The sequence below is a fragment of the Stenomitos rutilans genome (assembly GCF_059505485.1).
This window is the reverse complement of the sequence record NZ_JCACKR010000028.1, coordinates 77,610-96,194: the sequence shown is the minus strand read 5'-3', so window position 1 is coordinate 96,194 and position 18,585 is coordinate 77,610. Positions and strand designations below refer to the sequence as shown.

General features: G+C 50.0%; 16 protein-coding genes. 9 read left to right on the top strand and 7 right to left on the bottom strand.

The genetic code is table 11. From position 1 onward, the window contains the following. The first annotated feature begins 87 nt into the window (after nt 1-87). The 7 genes from rpsJ (at nt 88) to AC5JLP_RS04160 (ending at nt 9,234) form a co-directional block, all read left to right on the top strand. Complete coding sequence (gene rpsJ, locus AC5JLP_RS04190) at nt 88-405, top strand: 30S ribosomal protein S10 (RefSeq protein ID WP_008179644.1); 318 nt, start codon at nt 88-90, stop codon at nt 403-405. Nucleotides 406-605: 200 nt separating this feature from the next. Next, nucleotides 606-1,259: an LON peptidase substrate-binding domain-containing protein gene (locus AC5JLP_RS04185; protein WP_496066649.1), complete on the top strand. Its 654-nt coding sequence runs from the start codon at nt 606-608 to the stop codon at nt 1,257-1,259. 280 nt (nt 1,260-1,539) lie between these two features. Continuing rightward, nucleotides 1,540-1,875 carry an STAS domain-containing protein gene (locus AC5JLP_RS04180; protein WP_496066648.1) on the top strand — a complete coding sequence of 112 codons (336 nt, stop codon included), beginning with the start codon at nt 1,540-1,542 and terminating at the stop codon, nt 1,873-1,875. A 248-nt stretch (nt 1,876-2,123) separates the two neighbouring features. Next, entirely contained in the window at nt 2,124-2,669 is a 546-nt protein-coding gene (locus AC5JLP_RS04175; protein WP_496066647.1) for a hypothetical protein, read from the top strand. Between the two features lie 201 nt (nt 2,670-2,870). Beyond that, complete coding sequence (locus tag AC5JLP_RS04170) at nt 2,871-5,618, top strand: TIGR03936 family radical SAM-associated protein (RefSeq protein ID WP_496066646.1); 2,748 nt, start codon at nt 2,871-2,873, stop codon at nt 5,616-5,618. 527 nt (nt 5,619-6,145) lie between these two features. After that, on the top strand, nt 6,146-8,434 hold the full coding sequence (gene rne / locus AC5JLP_RS04165) for a ribonuclease E (RefSeq protein ID WP_496066645.1): 2,289 nt from the start codon (nt 6,146-6,148) through the stop codon (nt 8,432-8,434). Between the two features lie 107 nt (nt 8,435-8,541). Continuing rightward, a complete protein-coding gene (locus AC5JLP_RS04160) occupies nt 8,542-9,234 on the top strand; it encodes a ribonuclease HII (protein WP_496066644.1) in 693 nt (230 codons plus the stop codon). Between the two features lie 61 nt (nt 9,235-9,295). On the opposite strand, the gene AC5JLP_RS04155 is transcribed toward AC5JLP_RS04160, so the two are convergent. Further along, nucleotides 9,296-9,880 (bottom strand): DUF1997 domain-containing protein, encoded by a 585-nt coding sequence (locus AC5JLP_RS04155; protein WP_496066643.1) that lies wholly within the window; start codon nt 9,878-9,880, stop codon nt 9,296-9,298. Nucleotides 9,881-10,194: 314 nt separating this feature from the next. Between AC5JLP_RS04155 and pheA the strand changes: the two genes are divergently transcribed. Next, on the top strand, nt 10,195-11,049 hold the full coding sequence (gene pheA / locus AC5JLP_RS04150) for a prephenate dehydratase (RefSeq protein ID WP_496066642.1): 855 nt from the start codon (nt 10,195-10,197) through the stop codon (nt 11,047-11,049). A gap of 17 nt (nt 11,050-11,066) precedes the next feature. On the opposite strand, the gene AC5JLP_RS04145 is transcribed toward pheA, so the two are convergent. The 6 genes from AC5JLP_RS04145 to tig all read right to left on the bottom strand — a co-directional run bounded on the left by AC5JLP_RS04145 (nt 11,067) and on the right by tig (nt 17,101). After that, nucleotides 11,067-11,975, bottom strand: a complete 909-nt coding sequence (locus AC5JLP_RS04145; protein WP_496066641.1) for an alpha/beta fold hydrolase — start codon at nt 11,973-11,975, stop codon at nt 11,067-11,069. A 28-nt stretch (nt 11,976-12,003) separates the two neighbouring features. Beyond that, nucleotides 12,004-12,159: a hypothetical protein gene (locus AC5JLP_RS04140; protein WP_496066640.1), complete on the bottom strand. Its 156-nt coding sequence runs from the start codon at nt 12,157-12,159 to the stop codon at nt 12,004-12,006. 596 nt (nt 12,160-12,755) lie between these two features. Then, on the bottom strand, nt 12,756-13,112 hold the full coding sequence (locus AC5JLP_RS04135; RefSeq protein WP_496066639.1) for a hypothetical protein: 357 nt from the start codon (nt 13,110-13,112) through the stop codon (nt 12,756-12,758). Between the two features lie 132 nt (nt 13,113-13,244). After that, nucleotides 13,245-14,591, bottom strand: coding sequence for an ATP-dependent protease ATP-binding subunit ClpX (gene clpX / locus AC5JLP_RS04130; protein ID WP_496066638.1), 1,347 nt, complete (start codon nt 14,589-14,591; stop codon nt 13,245-13,247). A 9-nt stretch (nt 14,592-14,600) separates the two neighbouring features. Then, nucleotides 14,601-15,206, bottom strand: coding sequence for an ATP-dependent Clp endopeptidase proteolytic subunit ClpP (clpP, locus tag AC5JLP_RS04125; RefSeq protein WP_496066673.1), 606 nt, complete (start codon nt 15,204-15,206; stop codon nt 14,601-14,603). Between the two features lie 296 nt (nt 15,207-15,502). Further along, nucleotides 15,503-17,101 (bottom strand): trigger factor, encoded by a 1,599-nt coding sequence (tig, locus tag AC5JLP_RS04120; RefSeq protein WP_496066637.1) that lies wholly within the window; start codon nt 17,099-17,101, stop codon nt 15,503-15,505. 415 nt (nt 17,102-17,516) lie between these two features. Between tig and AC5JLP_RS04115 the strand changes: the two genes are divergently transcribed. Beyond that, nucleotides 17,517-18,557, top strand: coding sequence for an aspartate-semialdehyde dehydrogenase (locus tag AC5JLP_RS04115; RefSeq protein WP_496066636.1), 1,041 nt, complete (start codon nt 17,517-17,519; stop codon nt 18,555-18,557). Nucleotides 18,558-18,585 lie beyond the last annotated feature (28 nt).

The following is an 18,585-nucleotide window of genomic DNA, read 5'->3' as shown; positions in this document are numbered from 1 at the left end:
CGACCATGATACGCTTTTAGCTACATTACTCTGATAGCTGTCAGCTATCGGTTAGGCAGTACCTTGACAATTTAGACTTAACTCCAAATGGCAACTATCCAGCAGCAAAAGATTCGGATTCGACTGAAAGCCTTTGATCGCCGTTTACTTGACACGTCGTGTGAAAAGATTGTTGATACGGCCAATCGGACGAATGCAACCGCGATCGGCCCCATTCCTCTTCCCACAAGGCGACGCATTTATTGCGTGCTTCGTTCGCCTCACGTCGATAAAGATTCCCGTGAGCATTTTGAAACCCGTACACACCAGCGGATTATCGACATTTATCAGCCTTCTTCAAAAACGATCGATGCATTGATGAAGCTGGATTTGCCTGCGGGTGTTGATATCGAAGTGAAGCTTTAGAGGCGGTAGGGTAAGCAATGCTTACTCTGCCTTGGTTTACTAGTCGATTGCCACTAACTACGTACTCACACAAATCGACAAGTCTATTTCGATCTTTTTTATACCTTAAAGGCATCAGCAAGAATCCCGCTACTGCTGCCCCGCTTCAATCTAGATACGGTACAGTAGGTGAAGAAGTACTGTCTCTGACTTGATAACTAATGGCACCTTCTTCATCGATCGCGGTTCGAGAACTCCCTCTTTTTCCCTTGCCTGAAGTGGTTTTATTCCCAGGGCGGCCCCTACCACTCCACATTTTTGAGTTTCGCTATCGAATCATGATGAATACGATCCTCGAAGGTGATCGTCGCTTTGGCGTTGTCATGTGGGATCAAGCTCAAGGTAAACCCGCTGCGATCGGCTGCTGCGCTGAAATTATTGAATTTCAGCGGTTGCCAGACGACCGCATGAAAGTTTTAACGCTAGGACAGCAACGTTTTCGTGTCCTAGAATATGTCCGCGAAAAGCCCTATCGGGTTGGCTTGGTTGAATGGATTGAAGACAACCCTCCCGAAGCTGATTTAGATCCATTAGCAAGCGATGTGTCGCAGTTGCTTCAAGATGTTGTTCGGCTTTCGGCAAAGCTCACCGGGCAAGAGATTGAACTGCCGGAAACCATGCCAGATTTACCGATCGAGCTATCTTACTGGATTGCCAGTAACCTCTACGGCGTAGCAGATGAGCAGCAAGCGCTTTTAGAATTACAGGATACTGCCGCTCGTTTAAACCGCGAAGCGGAGATTCTCACATCAACACGTAACCATCTTGCAGCTAGAACAGTGCTAAAAGATACATTAGACGACACATCGCCTTGAACAATGAACTGTAGGGTTCAAACTTCATCCGTCGCGTTCATTCCTTCTTGTTAATATGCGGTTGGCAATAGGTACTTCGATGCCTACAGCCAGCCGCATCATTGGTATTTTGATATATACTTGCGTGAAATTACTTAGCAAGAACTTTAAATAACTCAGGGTGGCACATAAAGTTTCCGCGAAATGACGGGTAACCACTGGGCATAACCGAGAATCCACGGCTATTGTTGGGTGCATGAGCTGAAAATTTTTGGTTACTACTCCCAGTTAAGGTTTTCTTATGCAGAATGTCCTCGTTCGTCCTCAAACTGCGGTTATTCAACCCTCTGGCCCTCTTCATTCTGGGAACGTGACTGCGTTTCAACAGCAATTAGATATGGCTGTCTTGTCAAATCAGCATTCTAGCCTGCTTGTTGATATGGGTCAGGTCGAATCGATTGATAGTGCTGGTTTGATGGCACTGGTCTCTGCATTAAGCTTGGCTCAGCGACTGAACAAGCGCTTTAGTCTTTGCTCCATCTCACACTCTGTCCGCATTATCTTTGAGTTAACTCAACTTGATCGTGTATTTGATATTTTGGAGGGACGGCACGCTGTTGATGAAGCGATCGCCTAATTAACTTAGCTTATAGCTTTGGCTAGCAGCCAAGACAGAGCCAACAGCTCAAATGCTGAGTTTGAGAAAGCTTTCGACTCGCTTCTGCCACACCTTACATAACGACGGCTATAAGTTCTGACATCTCTATAACCAGCAGGAATGAGCAAATCTGGGTGCTCCTGCTGGTTTTGTTATTTGGAGTTGACGACATATCTTAACCAACGTTAAACGGCAATATTCTACAAAGCGGTAGTAAGGTTTGTGTCATGATGCCAAAATTTGTCGAGCTTATCTGCTTGCCTAAGCGTCAGTGGAAGTCGCTAAGTACTGTACGTTTATTCTCAATCGTTGTAACACTTTGCTTGCCAGCATGCGATTCAAGTCATAAGGCAGAGCCAAATGCTATTGCTAACGTTTCTACTATGAGCCAGCGACAGGTAAATGAGTATACGACTTCGAGACAGTTCTCATCCTCCTTGAAGGGGCGCGCTGACTGCTATCGTTTTTACTCTAATCTTCAAATGGCTCGTGCGTTCAACTACGCTATTCAGGATGAATGTGGTGGAAATTTGGGTGTAAGGATGTCTGCCTATGTGAGCGGTACACTTGTTATTCGTAATCGATATGGGGGACTATCTAGAATCATTACTATCGTCTGTGCTTCAGATGTCGGTAGGCTCAGAAAGGATATTGCTGATTCAGAAAATCCTCGTATTATTTCAAATGGTCGAGCCCAGTGTGCAGATGGCTGGTCGGAAATTAGTTACAAAACGATTGAAGTTGATAAAGTGGTAGAGGGAAGTCGGTCTTGACTCCAGTTGCCAATGAACAAGCTCGTATAGGTTTCTGTACGATTGCTGATAAGGTTTCGGCTGGCAGTCAGCATGCAGCATACCAAGTCGCTGTACTGGAACGCCCAATCTGATGCATTGAGTGTGTAAGTTACCTGCGTCTGGCGAACCTGATTGTGATGCTACAACCCATTAGCGACTGAATGTTAGGAGAGAACGAATGTGGCTGTAGCTGTTGAAGCGTTACTGACTCCAGAAATTCTGAAGCCCGCTCGATATTTGGGCAACGAGTTGGGTGCCGTTCATAAGCCGTGGGAAACAACGTCTATTCGTTGGGTGCTGACGTATCCAGAAGTCTATGAAGTCGGTGCTTCTAATCTAGGGCACATTATCCTCTACAACATTTTGAATGCTCAGCCTCGTCAGTTGTGCGATCGAGCTTACCTACCTGCACCAGATCTGGCACTAAAGCTGCGGGAGACCCAAACACCGCTCTTTGCGGTTGAGTCACGCCGTTCTCTCATCGACTTTGACATTCTGGGCTTTAGTCTGAGCTATGAGCTTGGTGCAACTAATATCCTTGAAATGCTGACGCTGGCGAGTATTCCATTAACCTGGCGAGAGCGGCAGTCGGTAGAAAACCGCAGAGACGCGGAGACGCGGAGTAGCGTTGCAGATGGTTCACACTTGGCGTTAAAGCAGCCAAGTCATAAGGCTTACCCGCTCATTTTTGCTGGGGGACAAACCGCAACGTCGAACCCGGAGCCTTACGCTGATTTTTTTGATTTCATTGCGTTGGGCGATGGGGAGGAATTGCTGCCAGAAATCGGCCTGGTTTTGGAGGAGGGAAAGGCTGCTGGTTTGAACCGAGAGGCACTTTTGCTGGATTTGGCTCAGATTCCCGGTGTGTACGTGCCTCAATTCTATGAGTCTGCGGCAGATGGCTCTGTGCAACCAGTTCGATCGGAGGTGCCTGCCCGTATTTTGCGACGAGTAGCCGATCCAATGCCAGCCTATGCAGTCGGTCTGGTGCCGTATGTGGAAACGGTGCACGATCGTCTGACCGTAGAAATCCGTCGAGGCTGCACGCGGGGTTGTCGCTTCTGCCAACCGGGGATGCTGACGCGGCCTGCACGGGATGTAGAGCCAGCAGCGGTCGTGGATGCGATCGAACAAGGTATGCGTGCAACCGGCTACAACGAGTTCTCACTACTGTCACTGAGTTGTTCAGACTATCTGGCGCTGCCTGCGGTGGGCTTGGAGATTAAAAACCGACTGAAGGACGAAAACATTTCACTCTTGTTGCCAAGCCAACGGGTCGATCGCTTTGATGAAAACATTGCCAATATCCTCGGTGGTACTCGCCAATCTGGGCTAACGTTTGCGCCTGAAGCGGGAACTCAGCGCTTGCGGGACATTATTAACAAGGGCTTAACCAACGAGGAACTTTTGCAAGGAGTGAAAACGGCCTGGGAACAGGGCTGGGAGAAAGTCAAACTGTATTTTATGATTGGCCTTCCTGGTGAGACCGATGTTGATGTGGTAGGGATTGCAGAAACTGTGCGCTGGTTGCAACAGGAATGCAGTACCAAAGGCCGAAAACGGCTGCACTTTAACCTCACGATTTCTAATTTCACACCGAAGCCTCACACGCCCTTTCAATGGCATTCTGTCTCAACCGCAGAATTTGTACGCAAACAACGGTTGCTTCAAGAAGAGTTTCGTCGTCTGCGCGGTTTGAAGGTCAATTTTACCGATGTCCGCATCTCGGCAATGGAAGATTTTGTGGGCAGAGGCGATCGTCGCCTGTCTTCAGTGATTCGGCGAGCCTGGGAACTGGGTGCTGGTATGGATGCCTGGTGGGAAAGCCTGGATCGAGCCTTTGCTGCGTGGACGCAGGCGATCGCAGAATCTGGGCTGGATTGGAAGTATCGCCAAGTTGAGCAGGGTGAGTGGAATGTGTTTGGCAAGGATGAAAGGGATGAAATTGGAGGGATGAAAGATGAAAAGAACATTCATCCCTCATCCCTTATCCCTCATCCCTTTTTCGACGCTCCTCTCCCGTGGGATCATTTGGATACAGGTATTGATAAACAATGGCTGAAAGACGATTTGCAACGGGCGCTACAGGCCGCTACTGTGCCAGATTGCTCGTTTGACGGTTGCTCTCATTGTGGGGTCTGTAGCACCGAATTTGGACACAACGTCGTTGTAACGCCCCCGGCAATGCCACCGTTTGCAGGACATTTTGTTCCTAATCAGCAGCGTGTGCAGCGGTTGCGGGTATGGTTAGGGAAACAGGGCGAAATGGCGCTAGTGAGCCATCTTGATTTGATTCGCTTGTTCGATCGCGTAGTGAGACGGGCCGCCTTGCCGATCGCGTTTACTGGAGGCTTTCATCCAGGGCCACGCATTATTCCTGCCAGTGCATTGCCGCTGGGCTGCACCAGTTCTGGCGAAATTGTTGATTTTGAGCTTACTCAACCAATGGAGTTAGCGGCTTTTTGGTCGAAACTCGAAGCGCAACTTCCGGCTGAAATCCCTGTCTACCAAGTGGAATCAGTAGCGGTTAGTGCGCCTGCTGCCACCCAACTGCTAGAGCAGGCAGAGTACGTGATTACAGTTGGCATTGCAGACGATGAAACTAAGACCGCTGCCCTACCTTCCCTACAGATCTGGCAACAATGGCTAGACGACATACAGAACACCGATGCCATCTGGTTTGAGCACACTACAAAGTCTGGTAAAACGCAGACCATTAATCTACGCGATCGCCTGTTTAGCCTGTCGGTAGATGCACTCAAAGAGGAAGCCTCGATCGCCATTCGTTACATTGGCAGTCACCGCAACGATGGCACGCTGCTACGTCCCGACCATGTTATTTATATGCTAGAGCAGTCGTCTGGACAAGAGTTGCAGTTATTGCATGTACATCGCGATCGTCTGATTTTGGCACCATTGGAGCATTAAGGGAAGGCAGAGGGCAGAAGGCAGGAGGCAGGAAGAAGCAAAGGGTACGGGGGAAAGTCGGGGAAGCAGAGGAAGCTCAACTCAAAACTCCCTACCCCTCACCCCTCTCCTCCCTGCTTTCAGGTATCGATTCTTCAATTTTAGTGGCAGAGAAATCTGTACACGCTATAATGCAACTCAACAGAGGCTGCTGCGGGTTGAAGACTCTTAGGAGTACCGCTCAGTGATCAGCACTTGGTGTTGGATGCAGCTTTCTTAGCCAGACTTCCCGTTCATTTTTTACAGAGCTTGATGCCTACTTACAAGAGAAGGTATCAGGTTAGTCTAATTGATCGTTACTTCAGTGGTCTTTGCCATAATTCACCATTCTGAGGCTGCTAGAGACGGCGTTGCCTCGGAGTCAGCGTCGCTTCGCAGTCACTGCGTCATTTTAGAGCTTATACACGACGCAGGGGCTTATCTGCACGAGCCGCGAGGGGATGACGAACTGACCTCCTCCCGCAGCCGACAACTTTTGAGGAAATTGAATGTCTAAGCAAATTGTTATCGCAGAGCAGCATCGGATTGCTGCGGTTTTTTCGGAAGATCAAATTCAAGAGCTTATTGTTGCGACGGGTAGCCATCAAGTAAGTGATGTCTATCTTGGTATTGTCGAAAACGTTTTACCTGGTATTGATGCGGCGTTTGTCAATATTGGTGACAGTGAACGTAACGGGTTTATCCACGTCACCGATTTAGGCCCGTTAAAACTACGCCGGATGGCTGGCTCGATCACTGAATTGTTGGCTCCCCAGCAAAAAGTGCTGGTGCAGATTATGAAGGAGCCAACGGGGAATAAAGGGCCACGATTGACGGGCAACATTTCACTGCCAGGGCGTTACTTGGTACTGATGCCTTATGGTAAAGGCGTCAATCTTTCTCGTCGCATCCGGAGTGAGAACGAGCGCAATCGGCTACGGGCGCTGGCAATTCTAGTGAAGCCCGAAGGCATGGGCATTGTGGTTCGCACCGAAGCAGAAAACATGCCTGAAGATGCCATTATTGAAGACTTGGAAGCGCTGCAAAAGCAATGGGAAATGGTCTTGCAAGAGGCAAAAACGACTCGCGCACCCGCCTTGTTGAATCGAGATGATGACTTTATTCAACGAGTGCTACGAGATGTATATAGCGCCGATGTGAACCGCATTGTGGTGGACTCTCATACTGGGTTAAAACGGGTTCGGCAACAGCTAACGAATTGGGGTAGCGGTGAGCTACCACGGGGTGTCTTGATTGACCACCATCGCGATCGCGCTCCCATCATGGAGTATTTCCGTATTAATGCAGCGATTCGTGAGGCACTGAAACCTCGAACTGATCTACCATCGGGCGGTTATGTGATTATTGAGCGCACCGAAGCCTTGACGGTGATTGATGTCAACTCTGGCTCTTTTACCCGTTCCGCGACTGCGCGTGAAACCGTTCTCTGGACAAACTGCGAAGCCGCTACTGAAATTGCTCGCCAGCTTCGATTACGCAACATTGCAGGCATCATCGTGGTCGATTTTATCGACATGGATCAGCGCCGTGACCAACTGCAAGTGTTAGAACACTTCAACAAAGCTTTACGAGCAGACAAGTCACGCCCTCAGATTGCACAATTGACTGAACTTGGCCTGGTAGAGCTAACGCGCAAACGCCAGGGCAAGAATATCTACGAAATTTTTGGTCGCCCCTGCCCAACCTGCGGTGGCTTGGGTCATCTGGTTCATCTACCCGGTGAGAGTGAGACGGCAGAGGGAGACATTGTGGAACGTCCGGCTGCTGTGTCGCTGCGAGAATCACGCACGGGCGATCGCAGTGGTAGTGGACGGGGGCGTGGGCGAGATCTTGTCTTACCTAGCCCTTTAAGTGTGCCTGAGCAGACCTGGGAAGACCGTAGCGAAGACCTGGATGATACCGATGATATGCAAGAGCTTGGGCTGAATCATCCGAGCTATCAAGAGCTTGGCGGCAATAATCGTCGCCGTCGCCGTCGTCGTCCCGGTGAGGATGGGCGCACAGAAGGCCGAGCAGATGGTCGGCTTGGCACGCCATCATATCCCAGCGCACCCATGCTCAAGCTTGACCCAGGCAATGATGGAGAACCCTCGCTAGCGACAGATATACCGTTCAGCGGTCGTTCCGATCGTCCAGAACGTCCAGCGCGGGGACGAAGCGGTCGGGGACGAAGCGGCCGCGACAACGGTGTGCCAGAATTACTGCCCAACCGGGATGGTGGATCTGCTAAAGAGTCGGGAGCCGCGCTCGATGCCACCTACGTGCAGGAAGGGACTCCAGAGGTTGGCTATCCCGAAGAGCGGCGTGGTCGATCGAGACGCGAATCATCACGACCACCGCAAGAGCCACCGGAAATCATTGCGGTCGAAATGACTCCAGAAGAGCAAGAAGTTTACGCATGGATGGGCATTTCGCCGCTAGTACTATCTAATCAGGAGGTGAAAAACCCTAAAGCTGCCGTTATCTCGGTGGTCTTACCGGGAGAAGCACCTGTTGCAATGGCAGAACCCGAACAAATGACGCTGGCAACCTCAGTAGAACCAGTTCCAGTAGAACCAGTAGCGTTCTCGTCCAAACCGAAGCAACGGGTGGTCATTGAGCGCCCTGTGATTGACGAACTAGACCCTGCCCCTCCTCAGGTTCAACCAGACGTAGAAGAAGCGCTAAACCTAGAACCAGTTGCAGTAGAGGCATCAGACATCGATTCTGTTGATGCGAATGACACACCTGTGACTCGACGCCGTCGCCGTCGCTCTTCGGCAGCCACCTCTGATTAATGCTGATTAAGCGTCTACTGAAGGCGATGAGATGAGCGTGATAAGAGGCTAGCGCTTTGTCCCAAGCATTCATTTCAAATTGCAGGATAAGCGCCATCTTGTAGGGAATGGAACAGCTACAGATTGATTGTGCTATGAAACGCGTCTGCCAACTTCAGATACAGCAGCTAGAACTCTCTAACGAATTGCAGACGTGCTCTTCGACGATCATGGCAGGTGTGGATGAAGTCGGGCGAGGGGCGCTGTTTGGACCTGTTGTTGCGGCTGCGGTCATTCTATCGCCTGAAACTGCAGCTAGTCTTGCTGAAGCGGGAGTGACTGATAGCAAGCTATTGTCCGCAGAGCGACGGCTTGTGTTGGCTCAGCAAATTCTAGCCAGTGCGGTGGCTGCTCAAGTGCGCTATGCCTCTGTTTGGGAAATCGATCGCTTAAACATTCTGCAAGCCTCGCTCTTAGCGATGAAACGGGCTGTACTCAAGTTATCCGTTGTACCAGAGTTGTGTCTAGTCGATGGGAACCAGCGCATTCCAGGTTTAACTATCCCGCAGCAAACGCTGGTGAAAGGAGACCAACGATCGCTGGCGATCGCGTCTGCCAGCATTCTTGCCAAGGTTTGGCGCGATCAATTAATCACTCGGCTGGCAATCAAGTATCCCCATTACGATCTAGCAGCCAACAAAGGCTACGGCACAACAGCCCATCGGGCAGCGCTGCACGTACATGGCCTATCACGCTGGCATCGCCGCTCCTTTAGCCCGTGTCGTCTAGCCGCAAAGCTAGGAGACGAACCGCTGCTGTGAATAGCTCAATCTTCCATATAGCCTTTCTCCTAGCCAGTTTCTACACCGGGCAAGTTCCACATTATGCAAGTGGGCTATGGGTAGGTAAGACAGAGGCAGGTGCAACTGGAACTGCTGGTGTTGAAACAGCCCAGGCTTCGTAATCCGCCAATAAGTGATGCATCAAGCGTTGTTTAACAGTCAACAGAACACTTTTTAATAAACCGTTTGTTGTGGCTTCAAGGATTGGCTTCGGCGTAAACGCGATCGGGGGTGGTACATCGACCTGCACTTCCAGATCCACCCTGCCTTTAAGAACCGCTGCCCCGTTGCTTTGATGCGGTTGAAGTTTGCCCACTAGGCTGAGCTTAAACCGCTGATTAATATAGTCAACTCCTCGAATTTCACACCCAGTTGACTGCACGTGGACTGTCCCATCGCACTCTGCCCAAACACGCAGATCCACGATCGGCTGGATAGTCAGCATCATAAAATTGAGCGGACGCATTTTGAGGCGAAAGCGTTCATCACCCAATAGCTCAATTTGACTTGAAGCGGCTAAAGCACTCACTACCCGTTGAGGCTGGCGGAGATAGTGTTGAATGGGAATCGGTTGTTTTGAAACCACCATTTCAACCGTCTGAAAGGCAGTGAAGCGACTATACATGGGTGAGCAACCTAAAAATAGGCAGGAGATTTAGATTTCGGTATTCTTTCTAATCTTAAACAAATGTGAAGGAAGTTTTCACATCTTTTTCAGTAGATACACGTTACGTCTTATGACAGATCATTCTTGCAGAATTCTGGCTCACAAAGCTTGTTTATCTGAGAATAATGAGAAGAATTGTTGCTGTCAGCGGTTAGCGGTCAGCCGTCAGCCTGGAATTTAAAGCTGAAAGCTGAAAGCTAACCCAGAAGCATGTTCACAAATCAAATAGGATCACTATTATGTTGAGTTTCAGGCTGTAAGGAGTAAGCGCTTTGACAGTATTGATCGCCCATTTAGGTCCCTCTGGCACCCATACCGAAGCCGCCGCCCTCCAATATGCCGCCTGGTTTACTCAAACCAGTGGTCAAACAACCCAGTTGCGTCCCTATCCCAGCATTGCGCTGTCTTTACGTGCCGTTGCTGAAGGAGACGTGACTGTTGCCGTTGTGCCAGTCGAAAACTCTACCGAAGGCAGCGTTGCCATGACGTTGGATGGCTTGTGGCAGATTGGTAGTCTACAAATTCAGTCAGCGTTGGTTTTACCCATTCGACATGCGCTTTTGTCTTACGCCATCACCACCGAAACGATCGAGACGGTTTACTCTCATCCGCAGGCGTTAGCTCAATGTCAGGGTTGGCTCGAAACCTTTTTGCCTAACGCCAAGTTGATTCCCATTAATTCGACTACTGAAGCGCTGCAATATCTGGCAGAAGACCCCACGATCGCAGCAATTTCTTCCCAACGTGCCGCTCAACTCTACAACTTACCGACTTTGAGCGAGGCAATCAATGACAACCCCGATAACAGCACCCGCTTCTGGGTTCTCAGCCAGCAACCGTCTCCTGGCGGTCACCACACATCTCTAGCCTTCACCGTGCATGATCTACCCGGCTCTTTAGTCAAACCACTGCAAGTTTTTGCCAGTCGGGGGATGAATCTGAGCCATATTGAATCTCGCCCCGCTAAGCGATCGCTCGGTGACTACATGTTTTTTATTGATTTGGAAGCCGATGCCCGTACACCTGCGGTACAAGAGACCTTAGCAGAACTCGCTGAAAGTACCGAAACGCTGAAAGTGTTTGGTAGCTATGACGTTTTGCTAACGGAGGAGAGGGGTGAGGAGTGAGGAGGCAGGGGAGAGAGTTAGGAGTTTTGAGTTAAGAGTTTTGAGTTGTCAGTAACGCCTAAAAACTCTCGCACCAGTTGAAGGTAGGTTGGAGCATCTTCCAGCATGGGAAAATGCGCTGTATCGGGAATGACCACGTATTGAATGCGATCGTTTAGCGCCGCGGCTTGCCGTCCCATTGTGGCAGGGATGATAATGTCACGATCGCCCGAAATCAGTAGCGTTGGCACCGTCAGGCGTGCAAATTCTTGAGGCATGACTTCTGTTGCTTTCTTGCTGACACAGGTAAAAATGGTGCCTAAAGCCGCATCATAGTCTGCCATGAGAAAATCATTCAGGAACGAGCGGCTGATGGCTCCAGGTAAGGAGCGGTGCAGAAAGCGCTGCATGAAGAGCCGATCGACAAACGGCAGCCCATAAAGCCAGCGAGGACGAAACTTGACCACGTAGCCGCCAAATTTGTAGAAGGCGTTAAATGCTTTCTCGTCGTAAGCAAAAATGCCGCTACAGGTGAGGATGGCACGATCGACGCGATCGGCATACAGGTTTAAAAAGAATGTAGCGACCGACGCGCCCATTGAGTGAGCGTTTAGAAACACACGCTGCAACCCAAGCGCATCTAGAAGACCTGCAAGATCATCAGCGTAGCCTTCTAGTTCGTAGCTCAACTCAGCCGCCGTTTCCGGTGGGTCAGACAGAGGCGGTGCTTCATGGGTGTTAGAGCGCGATCGCCCAAAGCCGCGCATGTCGTAGAGAAGGCAGTCGAAGCGATCGCACAATGCTTTAGCCGTACTTTCCCAGTAGCGGGCAGAACCACCCCACCCATGTACAAAAACCAGAACGGGCTTGCCAGAAGGTTCGGCACTTCCCGACGCTGTAATCCATTCGTAGTAATGATTAAAGCCGCGAACGTTAACGTAAGGCATTTCTAAGCAGAATAATTAGCGCTACTTACTACGCGCCGGTACTCCAGGTGAAAAGAGCGTATGCATCCGTTGTTTGTGCAAACAGTTCAAGGTCATTCCGATCACGTCTGATTGCTACCGCCTCGACCAATTCATCAATCACAGAGCGCTGATAACCAATTTCTTCGGGAACAGGCTTGTCCATCCTCGAAAACACTCCAATACGTGCCTGGATTTCGCACATCTAGAGGTACATCCAGAATTTGTACACCTCGCCTGCACGCCTAATGCTTACCGCTTCTAACATCCTTGATCGCATCGACAATCCCACGAGTAATCCGAGATATTTCTTCATGCCATTCATCTTCACTGCACGGCGTGAATACTGCTGCATCTCCGTAACCACCGTTAGCGGCAAATGACTAGAGAAACATTGTCAAGCAAGAAGCGCCTAACTCAAACTCCTCTACCTGTTCTAAGTAACATCGCCAGAGACATACAAAGGCATGTAGCTCATCCTGGCAGTCACTATGTGCGATCCAACGGAATTGAGCATCACACCAAAACTCATCAAACGTACCGAACCAGAGAGTATGAACACGTGGTCTAGATGCTTCCAACCGTTGCCTTACCTCATCCGATCGGGCTTGTAGTTTTGAAAGAGAAAGAGGCATTCAGCTTGTAAGAGTAACAGTAGTGCCACCGAGGGGCGACATTCATCGGCTGCAAATAGCCTTTCAATCCTAGCCGAACGCTTCTAGCAGTCCGGTGCAATGAAGGGTTGAGGGGCGGTGAACGAAACTAGGCTTCACCATATTCCTGCTTAAGGTTCTCGTAGTAACGCCGCTGTTCTTTAGCCACAAAATCAGGATCTCGTCTCTCTTTGCGTATAGGTGGGGTTACTTCATCTGATTCAACAACACGGATTTTGATTGTATCTCCTATCTTGAGAGAACGTTTTACCCAATCTAAATATTCATAGTCGTGCTTCCCATGATGAATAAGCCCGCCAGCTGATAGACAAAGGTCATCATCTTTATTATCTTCATCTTCTGGATCTGCTGCTCTATAAGACAAAATAGCTGTAAGTACTCTAACCTCATCAAAACCAGCAATAATTCTTGGTTCGTTGTTGATGATGACTTCAAAGCGGAGCATTCTGTTCTCCTAGACAAGGATTGTAGTCATGCTGGAATTTCCATACAACTATTGCAGCACCAAAACTGGCTATTTCACAGATAACCTTCAAGTACTGCTCAAGCAAATGACTGAAAGCAGCCCAACTAGCAACTAGGCAGATTCAGGTTTTGGTAACGATGAGGGATGGATGATGAGTTCGGCGGTCGATCGCTTCTCAACCATTTCGCGGGTGATGCTACAGCGAGTCACATCTTTACGCGAAGGCAGCTCGTACATCACATCTAACATCAGTTCTTCGACAATGCTACGGAGGGCACGAGCGCCTGTTTTGCGGCGGTAGGCTTCCTGGGCGATCGCGCGGATTGCGTCTTGCCGGAACTCTAGCGCCACATTGTCCATCTTCAAGAGCTTTTGGTACTGCTTCACCAAGGCATTGCGTGGTTCGGTCAGAATCGCCGTCAAAGCATCCTCATCTAGAGGATTGACAACCGCCATCACGGGCACACGGCCAATGAATTCAGGAATCATGCCAAACTTAACCAGGTCATCTGGCTCCATGTGGCGCAACACGTCTGCGGTTCGTTTTTCCTTCGGCTGTGCTTCGCCCGGTTGAATAAAGCCCATCGACTTCTTTCCAATGCGCTGCTCCACCGCTTTGTCTAGCCCAACAAAGGCACCACCGCAAATAAAGAGAATATTGCTCGTATCAATCTGAATGCAGTCCTGGTAAGGGTGCTTACGGCCTCCTTGAGGGGGCACATTGGCAACCGTACCTTCTAGCATCTTTAGTAGCGCTTGCTGCACCCCTTCACCCGATACATCGCGTGTAATGGAGGGATTTTCGCTCTTCCGCGCAATCTTGTCGATTTCATCAATGTAGATAATGCCGCGTTGGGCTTCTTCGACATCCAGATCGGCCACTTGCAGCAGGCGCAAAAGGATGTTTTCCACATCCTCACCCACATACCCCGCTTCGGTCAGTGTGGTTGCATCGGCAACGGCAAAGGGTACGTCCAGAATCTCTGCCAGAGTTTGCGCCAGCAGCGTTTTGCCACAACCTGTGGGGCCAATGAGAAGAATGTTGGACTTTTGTAGCTCAACGGGATCTTCTGCCTGCGCCTTCCCATTGCTTTTGGACTGAGTAAAGCTCAGACGCTTGTAGTGGTTGTAAACCGCAACTGAGAGTACCTTTTTGGCATCATCTTGCCCAATGACATGCTCATCCAGGTACTTTTTAATCTCTCTTGGCTTTGGGATCTGATTAAGGGAGAGATTGGCAGACCGCGCCTTGCGCTTTTCAGGCGATTGCTCACGGCGCGGCACAGGTTGTGGAGCGGCGGCACTGGAGTCAAACAGCTCTTCATCCAGAATTTCGTTGCAGAGGTCAACACATTCATCACAAATGTAAACTCCCGGTCCGGCTATCAGCTTACGAACCTGCTCCTGCGATTTTCCACAAAAGGAACATTTGAGATGGGAGTCGTACTTGTTAGGCATATCTACCTCTTAGTGAACGGCGGCAACAGCCTCTCCCGCTTTAGGAAGATTTTGTCTGGAAATAACCTGATCAACCAGTCCGTAGTCTTTTGCTTCGGCAGCGGACATAAAAAAGTCGCGTTCTGTGTCTATTTCTACCCGCTCCAACGGCTGCCCTGTATGGTGAGCCAGCAGTTCGCTCAGCTTGCGCTTATGGTAGAGAATTTCTTTGGCCTGAATTTCGATGTCAACGGCTTGCCCCTGTGCACCCCCAAGGGGTTGGTGAATCATGATGCGGGAGTTAGGGAGAGACATGCGCTTGCCCTGTGCTCCTGCCGCTAGTAGAAATGCGCCCATGCTAGCAGCTAAACCAAAGCAGATGGTCACTACATCAGAGCGTACTTGCTGCATGGTGTCGTAAATTGCCATGCCTGCGGTGACAGAACCACCAGGAGAGTTGATATAAAGCTGAATATCCTTTTCAGGCTCCTCAGCTTCGAGAAACAGCAGTTGAGCCACGATCGAATCCGAAACCATGTCGTCGATCGCAGTACCCAGAAACACGATGCGCTCTCTCAGCAGTCGAGAGTAGATGTCGAACGCACGATCACCTCGACCTGACTGTTCGACCACCATCGGTACGACGTTACCGGGGTCTATCGAGGTGACATCCAGGGAGTTGAAGCTGCTGATGGCGTAGTTAGGAGAGCGAGATACAAACATAGTCGGTATTGCCTGAAATCACTGTAAACCGGATTCGCAAGTTAGCGCGAGTGCCTCATGCGTAAAATCGCAGCATCTATTCAAACATTATGCCTCAACTAACCAAGGACTTGTAGGCACCCAGGCGAAATGCTCTGCTATTGTAGCCTTGGTGTTTCAAGGCGTAACGCATTCTATTCAGAGAATAGACAAAATGTTATTTCAAAATATCATTCAATGTCAGAGGATTCTGCTTTGGCCTTCGCTTTACGGGCCTTTTTAGGCTTTTCGGCTTCGATCGCGTCGGGTATTGCTTGGCTGTCGGTTTCAGCGCCCACGACTTCAGGAACAGTTGGTGCTTCAGGCGCATCTTCATCCGGTGCTTCAACGACTGATGATGTCACATCAACGGTAGCAGTAGCGGCTTCGAGATCGCTCGTGGCTGCTTCAATAAACCCTTCGTCCTCTAATGACGCTTCAAGCGCCTCCTCTTCTTCGGGTGTTGCCAGCGTTCCTTCAGGGACAAGCTCAATCGTGGAGTGTTCGATCAGCCAGTTGACAATCTTTTCCTTCAGCAAATCCTCGGCAACAACTGCTTGTAAGCGATCGGGATCAATATCTCGATCGCCCAGTTCTTTAAGCAGTTCGGTTGCTTTGGCGGTAACTTCTGCTGATTCAACTTTGAGCGATTCGCGTTTGGCAACTTCGCCCAAGGCTAAAGTCCGTTTGATGCGATCGAGCGCTTCTGGGCGCGAGCGCTCCTTCAGCATGGGAATGGTGTCCTGGTTGAACAACCGCTTCACATCAATGCCCTGGTTTTGAAGCTGCATCGCGGTCTGATTCAAAAGATAGCTGAGTTCCCGTTCCACCAACGTTTCTGGCAGATCGACCTCAATGTGTTTCAGCAACTCATCCAGAATGGCCTGCTCTTTGTTGGCCGTTGTTTTGGTTTCGGCTTCTTCGGTGTAACGGGTTTCAAGAGACGATCGCAACTCTGCCAGCGTTTCAAACTCGCTAACTTCTTGAGCAAAATCATCGTCAAGGGCAGGCAGTTCTTTTTCCTTAATTTCTTTAAGCGTGATGGTAAAGCGGGCCGATCGACCCGCCAACGTCTCTTGCGGGTAGTCTTCAGGGAAGGGAATCGGCAGATCCTTGGTTTCACCGGGGTTCATACCCACAATGCCGTCAATGAACCCTTCGATAAATTTGCCTTCGGTTAGTTCTACCTGAAAATCTTCGGCCTCACCACCCGGAAAGGGTTCGGGTTCAGTGTCAGGCTCATCGCTGAGAAGCACACCTTTATAGTCAACGATCGTGACATCGCCCAACTGAGCCGCACGCCCTTCTACAGGAATGAGGGTCGCGGTTTGCTCCTGATACTGTTGCAGCACCTTGTCCACCTGCTCCAAGTCTGGCTTGATTTCTTCGGCCTGAAGCTGAAACTCGGTGTACTGAGCAAGGGTAACTTCGGGCTGCACGTCTACCGAGGCGGAGAAGGTGAGGGCTGCTCCCGGCACAAACTGGCTCACCAGATCTTCAAACGACGATCGCAACTGGTAGTTGCCCAACGCATCGATCTTTTCTTGTTCAATCGCCTGTTTCAGCGTTTCGTCAATCAGTTCTTCGAGAGCAGTCGCCTTAAGCTGCACCGAGCCAAAGCGCTGGATAAGTACCTGGCGTGGCACTTTGCCTTTGCGAAACCCAGGAATATTGGCAGAGCGGGTAAATTTTTGGATGACCTGCTCGTAAGCCTTTTGAGACATTTCCGGCGTAATTTCAATTTCCAAGCCAATTTGGCTGGCGGGAAGTTTTTCCTGGGTAACTTTCATCGGTATATTTGCTACAGACAATTACTTTTAGTGGGCCGCTAGCTTTACTCTACTGGGTTGCTAGCGTGACATGTCGCGCAGGAGGCACAAAGTCACTCAACGTCACACAAACAATCGAAATAGGCGATCGCACTCACTGCATCGCCGCAGTAGATCATCGTAACTGATCCTGCTCCAGAATTGCTTACTTAGTCTAAGTGAATCTTAAAAGTGGAACCACAATTGGATTTACGAAAAATTTCGTTAGAATGCTGAAACTCCCTGAAGGCGTATGCTGGAATGATGTCGTTTCGCGCGCCTGACGCTCTACTATTCTGTATACGTTGTTTTTTGTACATTTATGAACGTCTTTATGTCCTAACAATCAGGAACAGGCTTAGAGACAGTCGTTTTTATATTTTTGGAGGAAATTCCATTGGTTCATCCTTATCGGGTCGCCATTTTAGGAGCGACGGGTGCAGTTGGTACCGAGCTTTTGTCACTGCTGGAACAGCGGGATTTTCCGATCGCCGACTTGAAGTTGCTGGCATCGGCGCGATCGGTCGGTCAAACGCTCTCGTTTAAGGGTGAACCGTTGCCCCTTGACGCCGTGGATGACAAGAGCTTCAAAAATGTCGATCTGGTGCTAGCTTCAGCGGGTGCGTCTGTCTCCAAGACCTGGGTGAAAACGGCGATCGCGTCTGGAGCGGTGTTTATTGACAATTCTAGCGCCTTTCGAATGGACCCAACCGTACCGCTGGTAGTGCCAGAAGTGAACCCTCAAGCCGCTGCCACCCACCGGGGACTCATTGCCAATCCCAACTGCACGACGATTTTGATGGCCGTTGCGGTGTATCCTCTCCACCAAGTGCAGCCTATTAAACGCATCGTGGCTGCTACGTATCAATCTGCCAGTGGTGCAGGTGCGCGGGCAATGGAAGAGGTTAAAACGCAAACGCAGGCAATCTTGCAAGGGCAGGAACCCGTTGCAGAGCTTTTCCCCTACCCGCTGGCCTTCAACCTGTTTCCGCACAACTCCACTCTTAACGCTCAGGGGTATTGTGAAGAAGAAATGAAGATGGTGAACGAAACGCGCAAGATTTTTGGTGCCCCTGATTTACGGGTAACAGCCACCTGTATACGGGTTCCCGTACTGCGGGCACACTCAGAAGCGCTTAACCTGGAATTTGACGAACCGTTTGATGTGGCACAAGCACGCGCCCTCTTAGGTCAAGCTCCGGGTATAACGTTAGTGGAAGATTGGCAAGCAAATTACTTCCCCATGCCGATCGATGCTAGTGGCAAAGACAATGTGCTAGTTGGACGTATCCGTCAGGATCTTTCCCATCCATCCGGCCTGGAACTTTGGCTGTGTGGCGATCAGATTCGTAAGGGTGCTGCGCTCAATGCTGTGCAAATTGCCGAACTGTTGGCGCAACAGAATCTCATTCAGCCCTCGGTCGCGCTTGCAAATTAGAGCCGTTAGCGATTAGCTATTAAGCAGT

What these genes read in the sequence shown, in the direction of transcription:
- AC5JLP_RS04140 (WP_496066640.1), bottom strand. Translation starts at nt 12,159, where the DNA reads ATGGACAAGCCTGTTCCCGAAGAAATTGGTTATCAGCGCTCTGTGATT.
- AC5JLP_RS04135 (WP_496066639.1), bottom strand. Translation starts at nt 13,112, where the DNA reads ATGCTCCGCTTTGAAGTCATCATCAACAACGAACCAAGAATTATTGCT.
- tig (WP_496066637.1), bottom strand. Translation starts at nt 17,101, where the DNA reads ATGAAAGTTACCCAGGAAAAACTTCCCGCCAGCCAAATTGGCTTGGAA.
- rpsJ (WP_008179644.1), top strand. Translation starts at nt 88, where the DNA reads ATGGCAACTATCCAGCAGCAAAAGATTCGGATTCGACTGAAAGCCTTT.
- AC5JLP_RS04185 (WP_496066649.1), top strand. Translation starts at nt 606, where the DNA reads ATGGCACCTTCTTCATCGATCGCGGTTCGAGAACTCCCTCTTTTTCCC.
- AC5JLP_RS04145 (WP_496066641.1), bottom strand. Translation starts at nt 11,975, where the DNA reads ATGCCTTACGTTAACGTTCGCGGCTTTAATCATTACTACGAATGGATT.
- clpP (WP_496066673.1), bottom strand. Translation starts at nt 15,206, where the DNA reads ATGGTGGTCGAACAGTCAGGTCGAGGTGATCGTGCGTTCGACATCTAC.
- clpX (WP_496066638.1), bottom strand. Translation starts at nt 14,591, where the DNA reads ATGCCTAACAAGTACGACTCCCATCTCAAATGTTCCTTTTGTGGAAAA.
- AC5JLP_RS04155 (WP_496066643.1), bottom strand. Translation starts at nt 9,880, where the DNA reads ATGTATAGTCGCTTCACTGCCTTTCAGACGGTTGAAATGGTGGTTTCA.
- AC5JLP_RS04160 (WP_496066644.1), top strand. Translation starts at nt 8,542, where the DNA reads ATGGAACAGCTACAGATTGATTGTGCTATGAAACGCGTCTGCCAACTT.
- rne (WP_496066645.1), top strand. Translation starts at nt 6,146, where the DNA reads ATGTCTAAGCAAATTGTTATCGCAGAGCAGCATCGGATTGCTGCGGTT.
- AC5JLP_RS04175 (WP_496066647.1), top strand. Translation starts at nt 2,124, where the DNA reads ATGATGCCAAAATTTGTCGAGCTTATCTGCTTGCCTAAGCGTCAGTGG.
- AC5JLP_RS04180 (WP_496066648.1), top strand. Translation starts at nt 1,540, where the DNA reads ATGCAGAATGTCCTCGTTCGTCCTCAAACTGCGGTTATTCAACCCTCT.